General features: G+C 43.9%; 13 protein-coding genes. 10 read left to right on the top strand and 3 right to left on the bottom strand.

Annotated elements, in window-relative coordinates; translation table 11 throughout:
- The first annotated feature begins 2 nt into the window (after positions 1-2).
- The 3 genes from C7Y71_RS01295 (at position 3) to C7Y71_RS01285 (ending at position 3,313) form a co-directional block, all read left to right on the top strand.
- Positions 3-1,583, top strand: a complete 1,581-nt coding sequence (locus C7Y71_RS01295) for a glycoside hydrolase family 57 protein (RefSeq protein ID WP_111897855.1) — start codon at positions 3-5, stop codon at positions 1,581-1,583.
- Between the two features lie 132 nt (positions 1,584-1,715).
- Complete coding sequence (ispE, locus tag C7Y71_RS01290; RefSeq protein WP_262883956.1) at positions 1,716-2,558, top strand: 4-(cytidine 5'-diphospho)-2-C-methyl-D-erythritol kinase; 843 nt, start codon at positions 1,716-1,718, stop codon at positions 2,556-2,558.
- 23 nt (positions 2,559-2,581) lie between these two features.
- Positions 2,582-3,313, top strand: coding sequence for an EFR1 family ferrodoxin (locus C7Y71_RS01285; protein WP_111897856.1), 732 nt, complete (start codon positions 2,582-2,584; stop codon positions 3,311-3,313).
- Positions 3,314-3,414: 101 nt separating this feature from the next.
- Here the strand turns inward: C7Y71_RS01285 and C7Y71_RS01280 are convergent, their stop codons facing one another.
- The 3 genes from C7Y71_RS01280 to C7Y71_RS01270 form a co-directional block, all read right to left on the bottom strand.
- Positions 3,415-4,911: an OmpP1/FadL family transporter gene (locus tag C7Y71_RS01280; protein WP_146739359.1), complete on the bottom strand. Its 1,497-nt coding sequence runs from the start codon at positions 4,909-4,911 to the stop codon at positions 3,415-3,417.
- A 117-nt stretch (positions 4,912-5,028) separates the two neighbouring features.
- Positions 5,029-5,955, bottom strand: a complete 927-nt coding sequence (locus tag C7Y71_RS01275) for a hypothetical protein (protein ID WP_146739360.1) — start codon at positions 5,953-5,955, stop codon at positions 5,029-5,031.
- A gap of 136 nt (positions 5,956-6,091) precedes the next feature.
- Positions 6,092-7,054, bottom strand: coding sequence for a glucosaminidase domain-containing protein (locus tag C7Y71_RS01270; protein ID WP_226943507.1), 963 nt, complete (start codon positions 7,052-7,054; stop codon positions 6,092-6,094).
- A gap of 224 nt (positions 7,055-7,278) precedes the next feature.
- Here C7Y71_RS01270 and C7Y71_RS01265 point away from each other — a divergent pair, with 224 nt between their 5' ends.
- Genes C7Y71_RS01265 through C7Y71_RS01235 form a run of 7 tightly spaced genes read left to right on the top strand, consistent with a single transcriptional unit; the run spans position 7,279 to position 14,310 of the window.
- A complete protein-coding gene (locus C7Y71_RS01265; protein WP_146739361.1) occupies positions 7,279-7,848 on the top strand; it encodes a hypothetical protein in 570 nt (189 codons plus the stop codon).
- Between the two features lie 38 nt (positions 7,849-7,886).
- Positions 7,887-8,630 (top strand): 16S rRNA (uracil(1498)-N(3))-methyltransferase, encoded by a 744-nt coding sequence (locus C7Y71_RS01260; protein ID WP_111897933.1) that lies wholly within the window; start codon positions 7,887-7,889, stop codon positions 8,628-8,630.
- The gene (locus C7Y71_RS01255) at positions 8,627-9,868 is read left to right on the top strand and encodes a DUF4836 family protein (protein ID WP_111897861.1); all 1,242 of its coding nucleotides are present in this window, start codon (positions 8,627-8,629) and stop codon (positions 9,866-9,868) included. Before C7Y71_RS01260 ends, C7Y71_RS01255 begins: the two co-directional genes overlap by 4 nt.
- Before the next feature lie 5 nt (positions 9,869-9,873).
- The gene (locus C7Y71_RS01250; RefSeq protein WP_111897862.1) at positions 9,874-10,518 is read left to right on the top strand and encodes an ATP-binding cassette domain-containing protein; all 645 of its coding nucleotides are present in this window, start codon (positions 9,874-9,876) and stop codon (positions 10,516-10,518) included.
- Between the two features lie 51 nt (positions 10,519-10,569).
- A complete protein-coding gene (locus C7Y71_RS01245) occupies positions 10,570-11,766 on the top strand; it encodes an ABC transporter permease (RefSeq protein WP_111897863.1) in 1,197 nt (398 codons plus the stop codon).
- Between the two features lie 6 nt (positions 11,767-11,772).
- The gene (locus C7Y71_RS01240) at positions 11,773-13,302 is read left to right on the top strand and encodes a RapZ C-terminal domain-containing protein (RefSeq protein ID WP_111897864.1); all 1,530 of its coding nucleotides are present in this window, start codon (positions 11,773-11,775) and stop codon (positions 13,300-13,302) included.
- Between the two features lie 15 nt (positions 13,303-13,317).
- On the top strand, positions 13,318-14,310 hold the full coding sequence (locus C7Y71_RS01235) for a Gfo/Idh/MocA family protein (RefSeq protein ID WP_111897865.1): 993 nt from the start codon (positions 13,318-13,320) through the stop codon (positions 14,308-14,310).
- Positions 14,311-14,313 lie beyond the last annotated feature (3 nt).

The raw sequence follows: 14,313 nt of genomic DNA, 5'->3' as shown, positions 1-14,313 counted from the left end.
AGATGAAAACCGTTTGTTTATATTTTGAAATTCACCAGAATATTCATCTGAAACGTTATCGTTTTTTCGACATCGGCACGGATCATTACTACTATGACGACTACGAGAATGAACGCTCAATTCAGGAAACAGCCGACCGTTCATACGTGCCCGCGCTGAAAGCACTTATTGAAATGGCAGAACAGTATGGCAGTTATTTCAAATGCGCCATATCACTTTCAGGTTGTGCCATAGAACTTCTGGAACGCTATGCACCTCAGGTGATTGACCTCCTGCAGGAACTTAACGAAAAGAGCACAGTAGAGTTCCTTGCTGAACCGTACAGCCATGGCTTCTCATCGCTAACGAACCATGACTGTTTCAAGGAAGAGGTAACACGTGTCTGCAAGAAAGTAAAATCCCTGTTCGGTCAGACACCGAAGGTGTTCCGCAACTCTTGCCTGATCTATAGCGATGAGATCGGAGAACTCGTTGCCGACATGGGCTTCAAGGGTATGCTTGCAGAAGGTGCAAAACACGTCCTTGGCTGGAAGAGTCCACACTTCGTTTACCACTGCAACAGAAATCCGAAACTGAAACTGTTGTTGCGTGATTACAGTCTCTCTGAAGACATCAGTTATCGCTTCAACGACTCTACCTGGAGCGAATATCCGCTCTTTGCAGACAATTATGCTCAATGGATTGCAAATCTGCCGGCAGAAGAACAAGTCGTAAACATCTTTATGGAACTTTGTGCACTTGGCATCTTCCAACCATTGTCTTCTAATATCCTCGAATTCATGAAGGCTCTTCCGGCTCAACTCAAAGAGCGCGGTGTTGTGTTCAGCACACCATCGGAAATTTGCGCTAAGATGAAGAGTGCAGGTGAACTCGATGTGAACTACCCAACATCTTGGGTTGACGAAGAGCGAGACCTTTCTCCATGGCTTGGCAACGATATGCAACGCGAAGCGCTCGAAAAACTGTATAGTGTAGCAGAACGTGTAGCAATATGCAACGACAAGCGTCTGAAGCAAGATTACGACTACCTGCAGGCATCGAACAATTTCCGCTTCATGAGCACAAAAGCCAACAGTTATGGTGGATACAGAGGTATTTATGATTCGCCATACGATGCTTTCACAAACTACATGAACATACTTGGCGACTTCGTAAGCCGTGTGAACAACCTTTATCCGGAATACGAAAACGAAGAACTCAATTCTCTCCTGACAACTATTCGCAATCAGGAAGAAGAACTTGAGATGAAGGAAAAAGAAATTGAAAAATTGCAGCATTTCCTGGCACATCTGGAAGAAATGACAGGCAATCAGGTTGAGAAACAGGAAACTAAAGAGGCAGAAAAGAAACCTGCCCCAAAGAAATCTGCAGCAAAGAAGGCTGTCGCAAAACCTGTAGCAAAGAAGGAAGAGCCGAAGAAATCTGTCGCAAAGAAGGCTATTGCAAAGAAGGCTGTCGCAAAACCTGTAGCAAAGAAGGAAGAGCCGAAGAAACCTGCCGCAAAGAAGGTTGACGCAAAGAAGGCTGCCGCAAAACCAGCAGCAAAGAAACCAACGGCTAAGGCTGCTCCCAAGAAGAAGTAGTTTGACGTAAAAGTCAATCTGATAATCTTCCCAATCGCTGCGAACTTTCGCAGCGATTTTTCGTTACAGACCGACTTGTCGTATTCATTATTATTGTAAATTTGCAAAAAGATAATATTAAATGTTTCAACTATGCCACTGAATAATGAAAGCCACACTCGCTACGCAATGGCAAAAATAAATATCGGTCTTTACGTTACAGCCAAAAAAGATGACGGTTACCACAACCTTGAAACCATCTTCTACCCTATCCCGCTCTGCGACACACTGCAAGTTGACCCCATAGATGATTCACGCGAGTATGTCTTGGAAACGGCTGGTTATAAGATAGAAGGCAAATCTGAAGACAATCTGATAGTGAAAGTGTATAAATCTCTTCGAGAAGAGTTCGGCTTGCCTTCTGTAAACATCTATCTTGACAAACACATTCCTATGGGTGCAGGCTTAGGAGGTGGCAGTAGTGATGCTGCAGAAATGATGAAATTATTGAACGAGATGTTCAACATCGGACTCTCTGATGCAGAAATGGAAGAGCGATTGTCCAACTTTGGCGCAGACTGTCCCTTCTTCGTAAAAAAAACACCTGCCTTTGCAACAGGTATAGGTGATATGCTGACACCCATAGACTTTTCACTCAAAGGCTGGGTATTGGTGCTTATCAAGCCAAAGACTTTTGTTTCTACTCGGGAGGCTTATTCCGGAATAAAACCGGACAAGAGCGATATAGACTTGAGAGAAGCCGTGCAATTACCGGTTGACAGTTGGAAGGACATGATAAGAAACGTCTTTGAAACAAGCGTATTTGCCCTCCATCCTGAGATTGCAGCAATAAAGTCAACTTTATACGACATGGGGGCAACATACGCTTCCATGAGTGGAAGCGGCAGCACAGTTTATGCACTTTTCAGGCATAAGCAGGAAGGACTTAAACGTGTGTTCAACGATTGTTTTGTATATCAAAGTCAATTACGATAATAAGTATTTTTTTCGGCTTTGAAATGATTGCGTTTTTTTCGGGCACGGGTAACAGCAAGTGGGTCGCTCAGAAATTGGGAGTTCTTTTAGAGCAGGAAGTGGTCAACATCACATCCGTGGCATCAGATGACTTTATCAAAGTCAAAATACTCGTTATTCCTGTTTATGCATGGGGTGTGCCCAGATGGGTGAAACAATATCTTATAACAGCCGAACTGCCACAAAAGATAGACATTGTTCTCACTTGTGGTGACGATATAGGCATGACTGATGTAGAACTACGCAATTTTTTCAGTAAACGGAATAGCAGGATGAATTCTTGTCATTCGCTACAGATGCCAAACACTTATGTTGCTTTGCCGGGTTTTGATACAGACAGCCAGGATGTTGTTTCCAAGAAAATGGAAAATGCGCACATTCGTTTGCAGGTTATTGCAGAGCGGTTGAAGGATAGTAAAGAAGTTATAGACGTCGTTCGTGGAGGTTTTCCAAGGATAAAGAGTTATATCTTGCGGCCTTTGTTCAATCATTGCCTTACGGGTGATAAAAGATTCAAGGTAGATACAAAGGCCTGTATTCATTGCAACAGATGCGCAGACATTTGCCCGGTTCAGAATGTCAGAATGACCGATGAAGGCATTCCCAAATGGCTACACCATTGTGCCGATTGCTCTGCCTGTTACCATGTTTGTCCGAAACACGCGATACAACACAGTTCGTTTACAAAGAATAAAGGACAGAAGAAGTTGATTTGAAACGATTGGGACTAAATCCAAATTTATAAAAACCCCTTAACAAATAATTGCCAACCACATTTACGAATGCAGTTGGCAATTATAAGTATTAGGCTTATGGCTTAGAATTTATAACCCAATGTCAGCATGAAATTGTTGCGATTGAGGGCAAACTTCTGTTCCGGCAGGTTGGCTGACTGGAAACCATATACCTTGCCTTCCTGATTCTGGTATTGATATGCAGCGTCCATGTAGAAACCCTTCACACGATAGCCAAGACCAACCGTCAGACGGTTGATGGCACCGAGGTTGACATATTCTGTTCCTACAGCACCTGTAGGTGCGGGGCCGTCAATGTTAAGATTTCTCGAAGCATTGTCCTCGAAAGGTGAAGAAACGTAGTTATAACCTGCGCGTACGAAGCAATTAGGCAGGAAGTTCACTTCAGCACCCACTCTTACTGTACTTACTCCTTTCAGGTTGTGCTTGATTTCTTCTTTGAGGTATTGATCTTTCACATTGTTCCATCTATCCCAACCATCAGGATAACTTACGTTTGCCGTACTATAGTCGCTGTATTCGTATTCTGCATCGATGGCAGCAATCTTTCCTATAGTTGTAGCGGCACTGACGTTAAATTTCCAGGGTGTACGTATCTTATAATCGAAAGGCGCTGAATACTTTTCGCCTGCCCCGTTTGTTGCCCAATTATCGTTTGTGTATTCTGCATAGGCATTGCCGTCGTATGTCAGGTCATACCAGATCGGTGTAGCAACAGAGAGACCAAAACGGAAAGGATTGTCCTTTATCGGACGAACAATCACACCTGCTTTTACATCAAATCCAGTACCGGTGAGGCGCTCGTCGTTGTTCATATAGTAGCCGATATTCGGGTCTGCAGCATTGCCTTCCCAATAATCAGTTCCGCTATGTTTGTCAACGTCATAAACACCCATAGTTACACCCACATAAACTTGATGATTGAAGTTCATTGACACGTTGAAGTCATACTGAGAAACATAACCCCACTGTGCTTTCTTCATCTTGTTGTTTGTGGCATTGTAAGAAGGAGTATAAACAACTTCGCCAGCAGCGCCATTGTTTATTATATTAAATGCACCTGCATCGTATGCAGCATCAAGCAGATAAGGATAGTTGTCGTATGGTGCAAGAGCGGTCAGTTCATCCATTTGTGAAGCACCACCAGTAGATCCCTCTACGTTTATATACTTCTTGAAGTTATTTCGCTTCTGATAGTTAAAGCCAAAATTGATGTACTTTAGGCTGCTGCCACCAAGGTTGGTCTTGAAAACGATACCAGCCTGGTCGAAAGATGTGCGCGCCTTGTTGATGTCAAGGAATTTCTCACCGTTGGGCTGTGAAGTTATGCTACCTGTAACAGCCACATCGTTGCGGCGGTACATACCGATACCTGCCGGGTTGGAACCAATCGTTGAAAGGTCGGCACCAAGAGCATTCATGGCACCACCCATACCTACATATCTCGCTGTACCATTCAGGTCCTGACTTGACAAGGACTCAACTTCATATACGTCCTGTGCTATGACAGGCATCAAGGCGAGAAGCGCACCTGATAATGTGAGGAGTCTTAATTTCATAATATTATGTATAGTTTAGTTTGTTTAAGTTTAAGTTTTAGTTTAAGTTTTAGTTTTAGTTTTTATAGTGTTCTTGCAGCGAACTGCAAGAACACTATATTCAATATTATTCAATTATTATCTGCGACCGCCATGTCCTCCCATGGACCTTCCGCCGCCACCGCCGAAGCCACCTGAACGAGCACCACCGCCAAAACCTCCTGAGCGTCCGCTGCTGAAGCTTCCTGAGCGGCTTGGTGAGCTATAGCTGCGTGATGGCGCGGTTCTCTGAGATCCAAAGCCTCTGTTGGAAGGTGAGCTTGGGGCACCTTGTCTTGCTGATGGGCGTCCGCTCATACGTGATGAAGGGTTACCGAGAGTTCTGCCGTTATACGCTTCTCTGCGTCCTGCAAATCCGCCACGATATGTGCGACCATTGCCACGTCCCCATCCGCTGCGCGGACCAGTATAGCCACCGCGATAACCCGGTCTGCCACGATATCCGGCGTAAGGACGGCCTCTATAGCCATACCAGCCGTAATATGGACGACTCCAGCCATACCAACTGCTGTACCATCCCCAAGGACGATACCAACGATAGCCATACCATCCGCTGTAGTACCAAGGATCGTACCAGTCATACCATGGGTCAAAGCATCCGTAGTAGCCGTAGTAAGGACTGCTTACGTAAACACCAATGCGTGGTGAGTGGAAACGCACAAGACGACTGGTGCATGTTTCGTCAAAATCGTTATCATACACGTCGTCGCCTGTCTTTGTGGTGTCAACAGCCGAATATTCTGAGTAGAACTTGGTGTTACCCCTGCGGTTGTACTCGTCCACATCTCTGTAGTCGGTACGTCCTTCCGCCCAGTTGTCGTAATCGCTGAAGGACTCGCTTTCGTCGATGTCTGTATAGGACGAACCGTCGTCATAGTTGTACGAACGGCTTACTTCAGCACTTTCGCTGTCTTGCGAAGGAACGAAATAGATGTCATCGTCCTGCGCATAGTTGGCAAGTGTTCCAAAACCTGCTGCCAACAAGATAAATAATGATCTTTTCATATTTCTGTTTGTTTTAGTTTTCTGAAATTTTGCAATTGCTTCTATATGCAAAGATAGTTTTAACACCGAAAAGTAAAATCGAGTTTTCAAAAAAAACGCAAAAAAGTTATTTTTTTAACTCATTTTTACAATTTCATTACCTTATTTTCAAAAAATCGCCCACTTTTATCATATAGTTTCGCTTCAACTGATTCTTTTTGTATAGGGCTTTAAGTTGGATGCCATATTTTTGTGAGATAGAATAGAGCGATTCGCCTGCCAATACTTTGTGGAAATCACTTTTTGATGTCTCGCTTGCAGACATTTTTTTCTTCTGCAGGAAAACCACGTCGCCTTTTGTTAATCTGTAACTTTCGTCAACATCGTTGTATCTTCTTAAATGCTTTTCACTGACCTTCCATTTTTCAGATATTGATGCATACGTATCACCCTCTCCTGCCACAACATAATAGACACCATTGCAGCGTTTCATTACATTCGAAGAAGGCTCTGCAACACGAACAACATGCTTGACTTCCTGTCGCGGCTTGGGTTGATGGCTCCTGACGTGATGACGGGGCTTTTCTTCATGCTGAGCCAGATGATGTGATGTTCTCCCGTCTTTTGAGTCGTAACGCCATAGTTCGTATGTTTCAATGAGGTTTATCAGTTTGTTGGCATATTGAGGATTAGTGGCATAGCCAGCCATTTTCAGTCCGTTTGCCCAACCTCTGTAGTCCGTCTTTTCGAGTTTGAAAAGCGATGCATATCTGGGTTTCTTAAGAAACACGGAGTGATCTTCGTAAGATTCCTGTACAGAACCATATTTTCTGAACTTCTCCTGTTTTTCATCATCGTCTTTACAAACGTATGGACCATTCCAAGTGCCGCCTGTCTTAATTCCGAAGTGGTTGTTTGCCTTAACTGCCAGCATGCTCTTGCCTGCGGCACTCTCCAGAATGCCTTGCGCCAACGTTATGCTGGCAGGAACGCCATGTTTCTCCATCTGTTCTACCGCTGCATCCTTATATTGCTCTATATACATCAGATAGTCCTGACTCTGTTGAGCATCAAGATGCAACACGGCAAAGAAGGCTGCTATAACGATATATAACCTCATTTTAAACATTTTATTTAACCTTTTTCTGATGCGAAGATAGGAAATAAATATGGTTTGACCAATTATTCAGTGAATATGAGATATAATACGTGATTTATATGCAAAAAATTTAATCAAATCCTACAACATTGAAATATTAAACAATTTTAACGAGAATTATTACATGCAAAAGTTTTAGATATTGCATTTCACTTATTAAATTTGCATCAAGAATGACAACAGGCATGAAAGAAGATTTCGTTGACATAGTACCCATCGGTCTTACTCGAGGGATGAAATTCGAGGATGTATTCATCTTGATTCTTAAAGAAAAGGATGGTAACCGCTGCATTCCTGTCTTGATAGACAAGGAGACTTTTGTCATGCTTCGCAGTGTGTTCCGCGGAAATAAGCCCAAAAACAACTTAGCCAAAGAAATTGCGTCTGTATTTGACATAAAGTTGGACTATGTAATCCTTCATCAGCCACCTACTGGCGGAAGCATGGTTTCCACATTGATACTTTGCCAAAATGGCATAACCACAAAAACTCTCGAGACGGACTTAGCGACCGGTGTGACAGCCTCGTTGTCTGAAGATGTGCCATTACGGTTGCCGGAAATTGTATTTAGCCGTCTGGCAAACCGACAGACAGGAACCGAAGGACAGGTGTCTTTCCCCATCAGTTCCATGACCGACAAGTTGCTCGGCGATGCACTTCAAATGGCTGTTAAGGAAGACAACTTTGAATTGGCAAGTCTGCTCCGCGACGAAATAGCACGCAGGAAAGATTTGCATCTGGAGTCGTCAAACTGAATCATCAACATTACAAGCAATCAGAAGATTTGAAAGAAATACACCTGTTCTATTCTCCCGATATTGAGGAAACACTTTCCTTGCCTGATGAAGAAGCAGCACATGCCATACGTGTGCTGCGCATGGGAGTTGGTGATGAGATAAAGGTAACAGACGGCAGAGGAAAATTGTTTTCAGCAAACATCGTATCGTGCAACAAGAAATCATGTCAAATTGAAATAAACGAACGAACAGAAGTGGAGCCTTCATGGTATAGTGGAGTGCATCTCGCTGTTGCTCCGACAAAAATGATGGACAGAATGGAGTGGATGACAGAAAAGTGTACGGAAATAGGCTTTGACAGTCTTACATTTTTAGATAGTACCAACTCCGACCGACGTGTCATAAAGACGGAACGCATCAACAAGACCGCAATTTCTGCCATGAAGCAAAGCCACAAGGCTTTCAAACCCGAAATTCATGACATCACTGCATTTAAGTCGTTCATAAATCAACAATTTGATGGCGAAAAATTCATTGCTCACTGCTATGGAAATGGCAGCGGTTCTTTGATTTCCGAAGGCGGCAGTACACCAAGCCCTTTCTTATACGACGTAGTGTCGCCAGACGTGCCATCGTTGGTCCTTATAGGGCCTGAAGGCGATTTCACACTCGAAGAGGTGGAACTTGCAAATAAGGCTGGATTCAGAAGTGTCAGTCTCGGTGAGAGCCGTTTGCGCACGGAAACAGCAGGAGTGGCTGCAGTTTTCATGATGTGGATGAAGAAAAGAATAAGCCAATGACAAAGAAAAAGAAGTATATAACAGTTATTTGCATTGTCCTTGCAGCAATAGTTGCGGGGCTTCTTGCTTTTTTGTTGATACGCAATAAGGATGTCATCGACCATATACCTGCCAAATCGAAGGCTGTCGTCGTGATAACACCCTCGAATGAAGAAACTGGTGAAGCGCTTCAGCAACTGATGAGAGACATCGTAAATCTCAATGTGGAAGGCCTGGACTTCACAGAGCCATCCTATGTATTTATTACACCGAACGAATACTACGGCATGGCGATTAAGGTGGATAATAAAGACAAAGTGGCACAGTCTTTTCCGAATCAGAAAATAGAAAAAGGTGATGGTGCGCAGTGGCTGTGGTTTGGCGACGCCTGGCAGTTGTGTTGGACTGATGATGTTTTTCTGGCACTTGGTCCGAGCACGATTGAAGATCAGGCACATATCAGGCGGACATTGTCGATAATGCTCGATGCATCGGCAGACGAAGGGTTTGGGCATACTGACCGCTACAAACAGATGATGGCTTCAGATGGAGATATTCGCCTGTTTTCAAAACTTGAAGTCATTCCCATGCCATACAACCTGCCTTTCAAAATGTGTATTCCTGACACCTGTGAAGCAGAAAAAGTGCTGATATATGCAAACGCGAAGAATGAAGGCGGAAAATGGTTGGCAGATTGTAACATCACCAGTGAAGACGAAGATATTCTACGCATAATGAACACTGCAGAAAAAAAGAACACACAAATCTCAACTGTAGAACCCGAAGGCGTGGGCTGTAACAATTTGCTCTTCATGGCTGGAAATGCAGAATACGGGCAACTCTCAAAAATCATCAACAAGGACAATACGATGCAGATGCTCTTTGCGTCTTTCAACGACAGCACGAATGTCAAGCAAAAGATAAAAGAAATGACAGGGGGCTATTCTTTCTGCATAGAAAACATTGATGAAAATCTCCATGCAGCATGTTTGCTCACAGGGAAGACGAAAGAAGGCTCACCTGTTGTCATTGAGTCGAAGAAAAAACTTTCCGAAGCAGCATTTGATGGGGCGAAAATTTCAGAGCAGGCAAAAGGTCTGAAGTTCTATTTTCATCTCAACTTCCTGCCGCTTCAGAACAACAAGGCATTGCAGGAGAAACACCCCACCCTCGTGAAACTTTTTGGCAATATCAAGAGCATTACATACAAAGCCACGACGAACAGAACTGCAAAAACAGAAGTAGAAACATATCAGTAATAATTATGGACAAGATTTCATTACACCATACCCTACCCAATGTTTTCAAGGACCGTACAGACATAAAAAGCGATGTATGGCAGAAGGATATTGCGTTTGAGAAAGGCAAGACCTACCTTGTGGAAGCCATGTCGGGCACAGGAAAATCATCACTATGCAGTTACATCATTGGCTATCGGAATGACTATTCGGGCAAGATAGAATTCGACGGCGAAGACATATCTTCATTCAGCGTGAACAAATGGACTACGCTTCGCCAGACATCGCTGAGCCATGTATTCCAGGAACTACGCCTCTTTCCGGAACTTACGGCATACGAAAACATACAGATTAAGAACAACTTGACAGGCTTCAAGGATGAAAGTCAGATCAAGGAATGGTTTGAACGCCTTGGAATAATTGAGAAATGGAACAGCAAGGTGGGAATTATGAGTTTTGGTCAGCAACAGCGCGTAGCAATGATTCGTGCGCTGGTGCAGCCTTTCGATTTTATCCTCGCAGATGAACCCATCAGTCATCTCGACGACAGCAATTCCAACATCATGTGCGACATTATGCTCGAAGAAGCGAAACGTCAAGGAGCAGGTGTGATAATTACAAGCATTGGCAAACACGTTGAAATCAACTACGACCATGTATTGCATCTTTAGGATATAAATAATTATCAGAATTAACAGAACATTCCATAATTCATATAACTCATGTCCCTAATCTGGCGCTTGCTCAGGCAGCACATCAACATATTTCAGTTGGCAGGCTTCTTCCTTGCCAACCTGTTCGGCATGTGGGTCATCATGCTCGGCATACAGTTTTATAAGGACGTAGTCCCTCTCTTTACAATGGACGATGCTTTCGACGACAATTTCATCGTCATTTCAAAACACATCAGTACCGTAAAATCTCTTTCAGGCAGCAACAACGCCTTCAAAAAAGGAGAAATAGAGGACATTCGGTCTCAGTCCTTCTGTGTTGACGCAGGTGAGTTTACTTCATCGCAGTACAAAGTAAATGCCACTATGGGCCTGAAAGGGTCGGACGCATTGAGCACGGAGATGTTTTTCGAGGCGGTGCCTGACCAGTTTGTTGACAACAAGAAAGCCGACTGGTCATACACTGAAGGCAGCGACAGTGTGCCGGTCATCATTCCGAGTACGTACATTGCGCTCTATAACTTCGGCTTTGCACAAAGCAGAGGTCTCCCTAAAGTATCGAATGGTCTTGTAGGCATGATAGAGATGAAAATACGTATCAAAGGAGATACAGAAGAACGCGAAATGAAAGGCAAGGTGATTGGTTTTAGTAGCCGCCTTAATACGATTCTCGTACCGATGGAGTTCATCACATGGAGCAACAAGACTTTTGCACCTGAAAAAACACCGGAACCTACCCGACTTATTCTGAAAGTAAACAACCCCACCGACGATGCCATTTCACTTTACATGAATCAGAATGGCTATGAGGTTGAGGACAACAAACTCGATGCAGCAAAAGCCACGTATTTCCTGAAAATCGTTATCACGCTTGTACTGTTCATAGGTTTGCTGATAAGCGCCCTGTCTTTTTATATTCTCATGCTTAGCATATATCTGCTTGTGCAGAAGAACAGCGAAAAACTTCAGAATTTGCTATTGATCGGCTATAGCCCATCGCGCGTCAGTCTGCCATACCAGTTGCTGACTATAGGAATGAATGCAATGGTGCTAATACTTGCCATATTACTGATATTGCCCGTGCGTGGTTACTATATGAAGATGATTGGCTCGCTTTTCCCGGAAATGGTGAAAGAAAGTTTACTGACCGCAATTATTGCGGGTATAATAATATTCATATTAGTTTCAGTTTTCAATATTATCGCAATCAGATTGAAAATCAACAAAATCTGGAGGAATAAGAAATAGACTGTCATGAAACGACTCATTCAACTCTATAATGATTGGAAAGGTGCTGACCCCAAGCACATCTCTCCTCTCCCCAAGGCAGGTAGCAACAGGAAATACTATCGCCTTTATGACGACATGGGGAAATCCACAATTGGTGTTGTGGGGACATCGTGGGATGAAAATCATAGTTTTATCTACCTGAGCCGGCATCTCTCTGCAAAAGGACTGCCCGCCCCTCAGATTTTAGCGGTAAGCGAGGATGAGAATTGCTATATTCAGGAAGATCTGGGACACACGTCATTATACGACCTGCTTAAAAATGCGCGTGAGAACGGTTTTCACTACACTGAAGAAGACTGCGCGGAAATCGAAAAAACCGTGAGACTACTCCCTCACATACAGATAGAAAACCACAAAGACTTAGACTACAGCCAGTGTCTCACGCCACGTCAGTTTGATGCGACATCAATCAAATTCGACCTCAACTATTTCAAATATTGCTTTCTGAAACCCAGCGACCTCCATTTCGACGAAATAGCCTTGGAGGCGGACTTTGAAACTTTTTCACAGCACCTCTCAAAGACAATGCCCCAGCATTTCCTCTATCGTGACTTCCAGGCGCGAAATGTTATGATGAAGGATGGGAAACCTTACCTCATCGACTATCAAGGCGGCAGAAAGGGACCGTTGCAATACGATTTGGTATGTTTCCTATGGCAGGCATCATCACGCTATCCGCGTCAGTTAAAAGAAAGGATGATTGACGCCTACCTTGACGAACTTGGCAAGTTAATTCCCACTGACAAGGATATATTCAAGAAGACACTTAAAAAATTCGTACTTTTCCGCACGCTTCAGGTGCTCGGTGCTTATGGCTTGCGTGGCTATTTTGAGCACAAGCAATACTTCCTCGACAGTATTCCCGCAGCCATCGATAATCTCGATGAGTGTCTGAAAGAAGGCGCTTCGGCAGAATATCCGTGTCTGTACGACACGTTACAGAGATTGGTAGCACTGGAAAAGTCGCAACGTAAGGAAACAACGCAAAAATCTGCGGAGAAGCAACCTCTTGCAAAAGAGTTGCTTGCACATCAGACGGAAAATCCCCTCGTTGTCCGAATTTTCAGTTTCAGTTACAAGAAGGGTATTCCCGAAGATTCCTCGGGCAACGGCGGCGGTTATGTGTTCGACTGTCGCAGTACACATAATCCGGGTAGATACGAGCCATACAAGTCTATTACAGGTCTTGATGAACCAGTCATCAAATTCCTGGAAGACGATGGTGAAATACTCGATTTCTTAAAATCGGTTTATCCTCTCGCAGACCATCACGTAGAGTGCTTTATGAAGCGCGGATTTACGAACCTGATGTTTTCATTCGGATGTACAGGCGGTCAGCACCGCAGTGTGTATTGCGCTCAGCATTTAGCAGAACACCTCCATGATAAGTATGGCATAGAAATACGTCTTTGTCATCGCGAACAAGGTATTAACTCTGTTCTACCTCAAAACCATACAAGAGTTTTTACAAACGAGAATTTAGAAAACACTTAAAAAAACGACACATTTATGTCTGAAATATTGCCAAAAGTGAAATGGGGCTTCATAGGTTGTGGTGAAGTAACGGAAAGGAAGAGCGGACCGGCTTTCAACGAAATAGAAGGTTCGAGTGTCGTAGCCGTGATGAGTCGCAGGATAGAAAAGGCAAAATCTTATGCGGAGCGACACAACATTCCACGTTGGTATGATGATGCCCAGAGACTCATCGACGATCCTAACGTCAATGCCGTTTACATAGCAACCCCACCATCCACTCATGCCACCTTTGCCATTATGGCGATGAAATCCGGCAAACCAGTTTATGTGGAGAAACCATTGGCTGCAAATTATGAAGACTGTATGCGCGTTTGCAGGATATCGGAGAAGACAAACATACCTTGCTTTGTGGCATACTATCGACGGGAACTACCCTATTTCCAAAAGGCGAAGTCGATGGTGGCAGACGGCATGATTGGCAATGCCATCAATGTACAGATTCGTTTTTCCGTGCCACCGCGCGACCTGGACTATAACCGAACGAACCTTCCATGGCGTGTTATTCCCGACATAGCAGGCGGAGGTTATTTCTACGACCTCGCACCGCACCAGATAGACCTTCTTCAGGAGATATTCGGTCCGATAGTAGAAGCCGAAGGCTTTAAAGCAAATCGTGGCGGGCTTTATGAAACGGAAGATACGGTAAGCGCCTGTTTCAAATTCGCTGACGGACTTCCAGGATCTGGCTCATGGTGCTTTGTAGGGCACGAATCGGCAAAAGAAGATTCTATACAGATAATCGGCGACAAAGGAAGCCTCGAGTTCTCGGTGTTCAGTTACAAGCCTATAATAGTCTTCACGTCTGAAGGTAAACAGGAAATAGTAGTTGAAAATCCACGCTATGTTCAGCGTCCGCTTATAGAAAAAGTTGTCCGACACCTACAAGGCAAAGCCATTTGCACCTGCGACTGCATAAGTGCAACATCGGCAAACTGGGTAATGGACCGCATACTTGGTAAATTCTGACAA

It is taken from the genome of Pseudoprevotella muciniphila, from assembly GCF_003265305.2.
GTDB lineage: Bacteria > Bacteroidota > Bacteroidia > Bacteroidales > Bacteroidaceae > Alloprevotella > Alloprevotella muciniphila.
The sequence above is the reverse complement of the archived record's forward strand: the minus strand, read 5'-3'. Positions and strand labels throughout refer to the sequence as shown.

What these genes read in the sequence shown, in the direction of transcription:
- C7Y71_RS01295 (WP_111897855.1), top strand. Translation starts at nt 3, where the DNA reads ATGAAAACCGTTTGTTTATATTTTGAAATTCACCAGAATATTCATCTG.
- ispE (WP_262883956.1), top strand. Translation starts at nt 1,716, where the DNA reads ATGCCACTGAATAATGAAAGCCACACTCGCTACGCAATGGCAAAAATA.
- C7Y71_RS01285 (WP_111897856.1), top strand. Translation starts at nt 2,582, where the DNA reads ATGATTGCGTTTTTTTCGGGCACGGGTAACAGCAAGTGGGTCGCTCAG.
- C7Y71_RS01280 (WP_146739359.1), bottom strand. Translation starts at nt 4,911, where the DNA reads ATGAAATTAAGACTCCTCACATTATCAGGTGCGCTTCTCGCCTTGATG.
- C7Y71_RS01275 (WP_146739360.1), bottom strand. Translation starts at nt 5,955, where the DNA reads ATGAAAAGATCATTATTTATCTTGTTGGCAGCAGGTTTTGGAACACTT.
- C7Y71_RS01270 (WP_226943507.1), bottom strand. Translation starts at nt 7,054, where the DNA reads ATGAGGTTATATATCGTTATAGCAGCCTTCTTTGCCGTGTTGCATCTT.
- C7Y71_RS01265 (WP_146739361.1), top strand. Translation starts at nt 7,279, where the DNA reads ATGAAAGAAGATTTCGTTGACATAGTACCCATCGGTCTTACTCGAGGG.
- C7Y71_RS01255 (WP_111897861.1), top strand. Translation starts at nt 8,627, where the DNA reads ATGACAAAGAAAAAGAAGTATATAACAGTTATTTGCATTGTCCTTGCA.
- C7Y71_RS01250 (WP_111897862.1), top strand. Translation starts at nt 9,874, where the DNA reads ATGGACAAGATTTCATTACACCATACCCTACCCAATGTTTTCAAGGAC.
- C7Y71_RS01245 (WP_111897863.1), top strand. Translation starts at nt 10,570, where the DNA reads ATGTCCCTAATCTGGCGCTTGCTCAGGCAGCACATCAACATATTTCAG.
- C7Y71_RS01240 (WP_111897864.1), top strand. Translation starts at nt 11,773, where the DNA reads ATGAAACGACTCATTCAACTCTATAATGATTGGAAAGGTGCTGACCCC.
- C7Y71_RS01235 (WP_111897865.1), top strand. Translation starts at nt 13,318, where the DNA reads ATGTCTGAAATATTGCCAAAAGTGAAATGGGGCTTCATAGGTTGTGGT.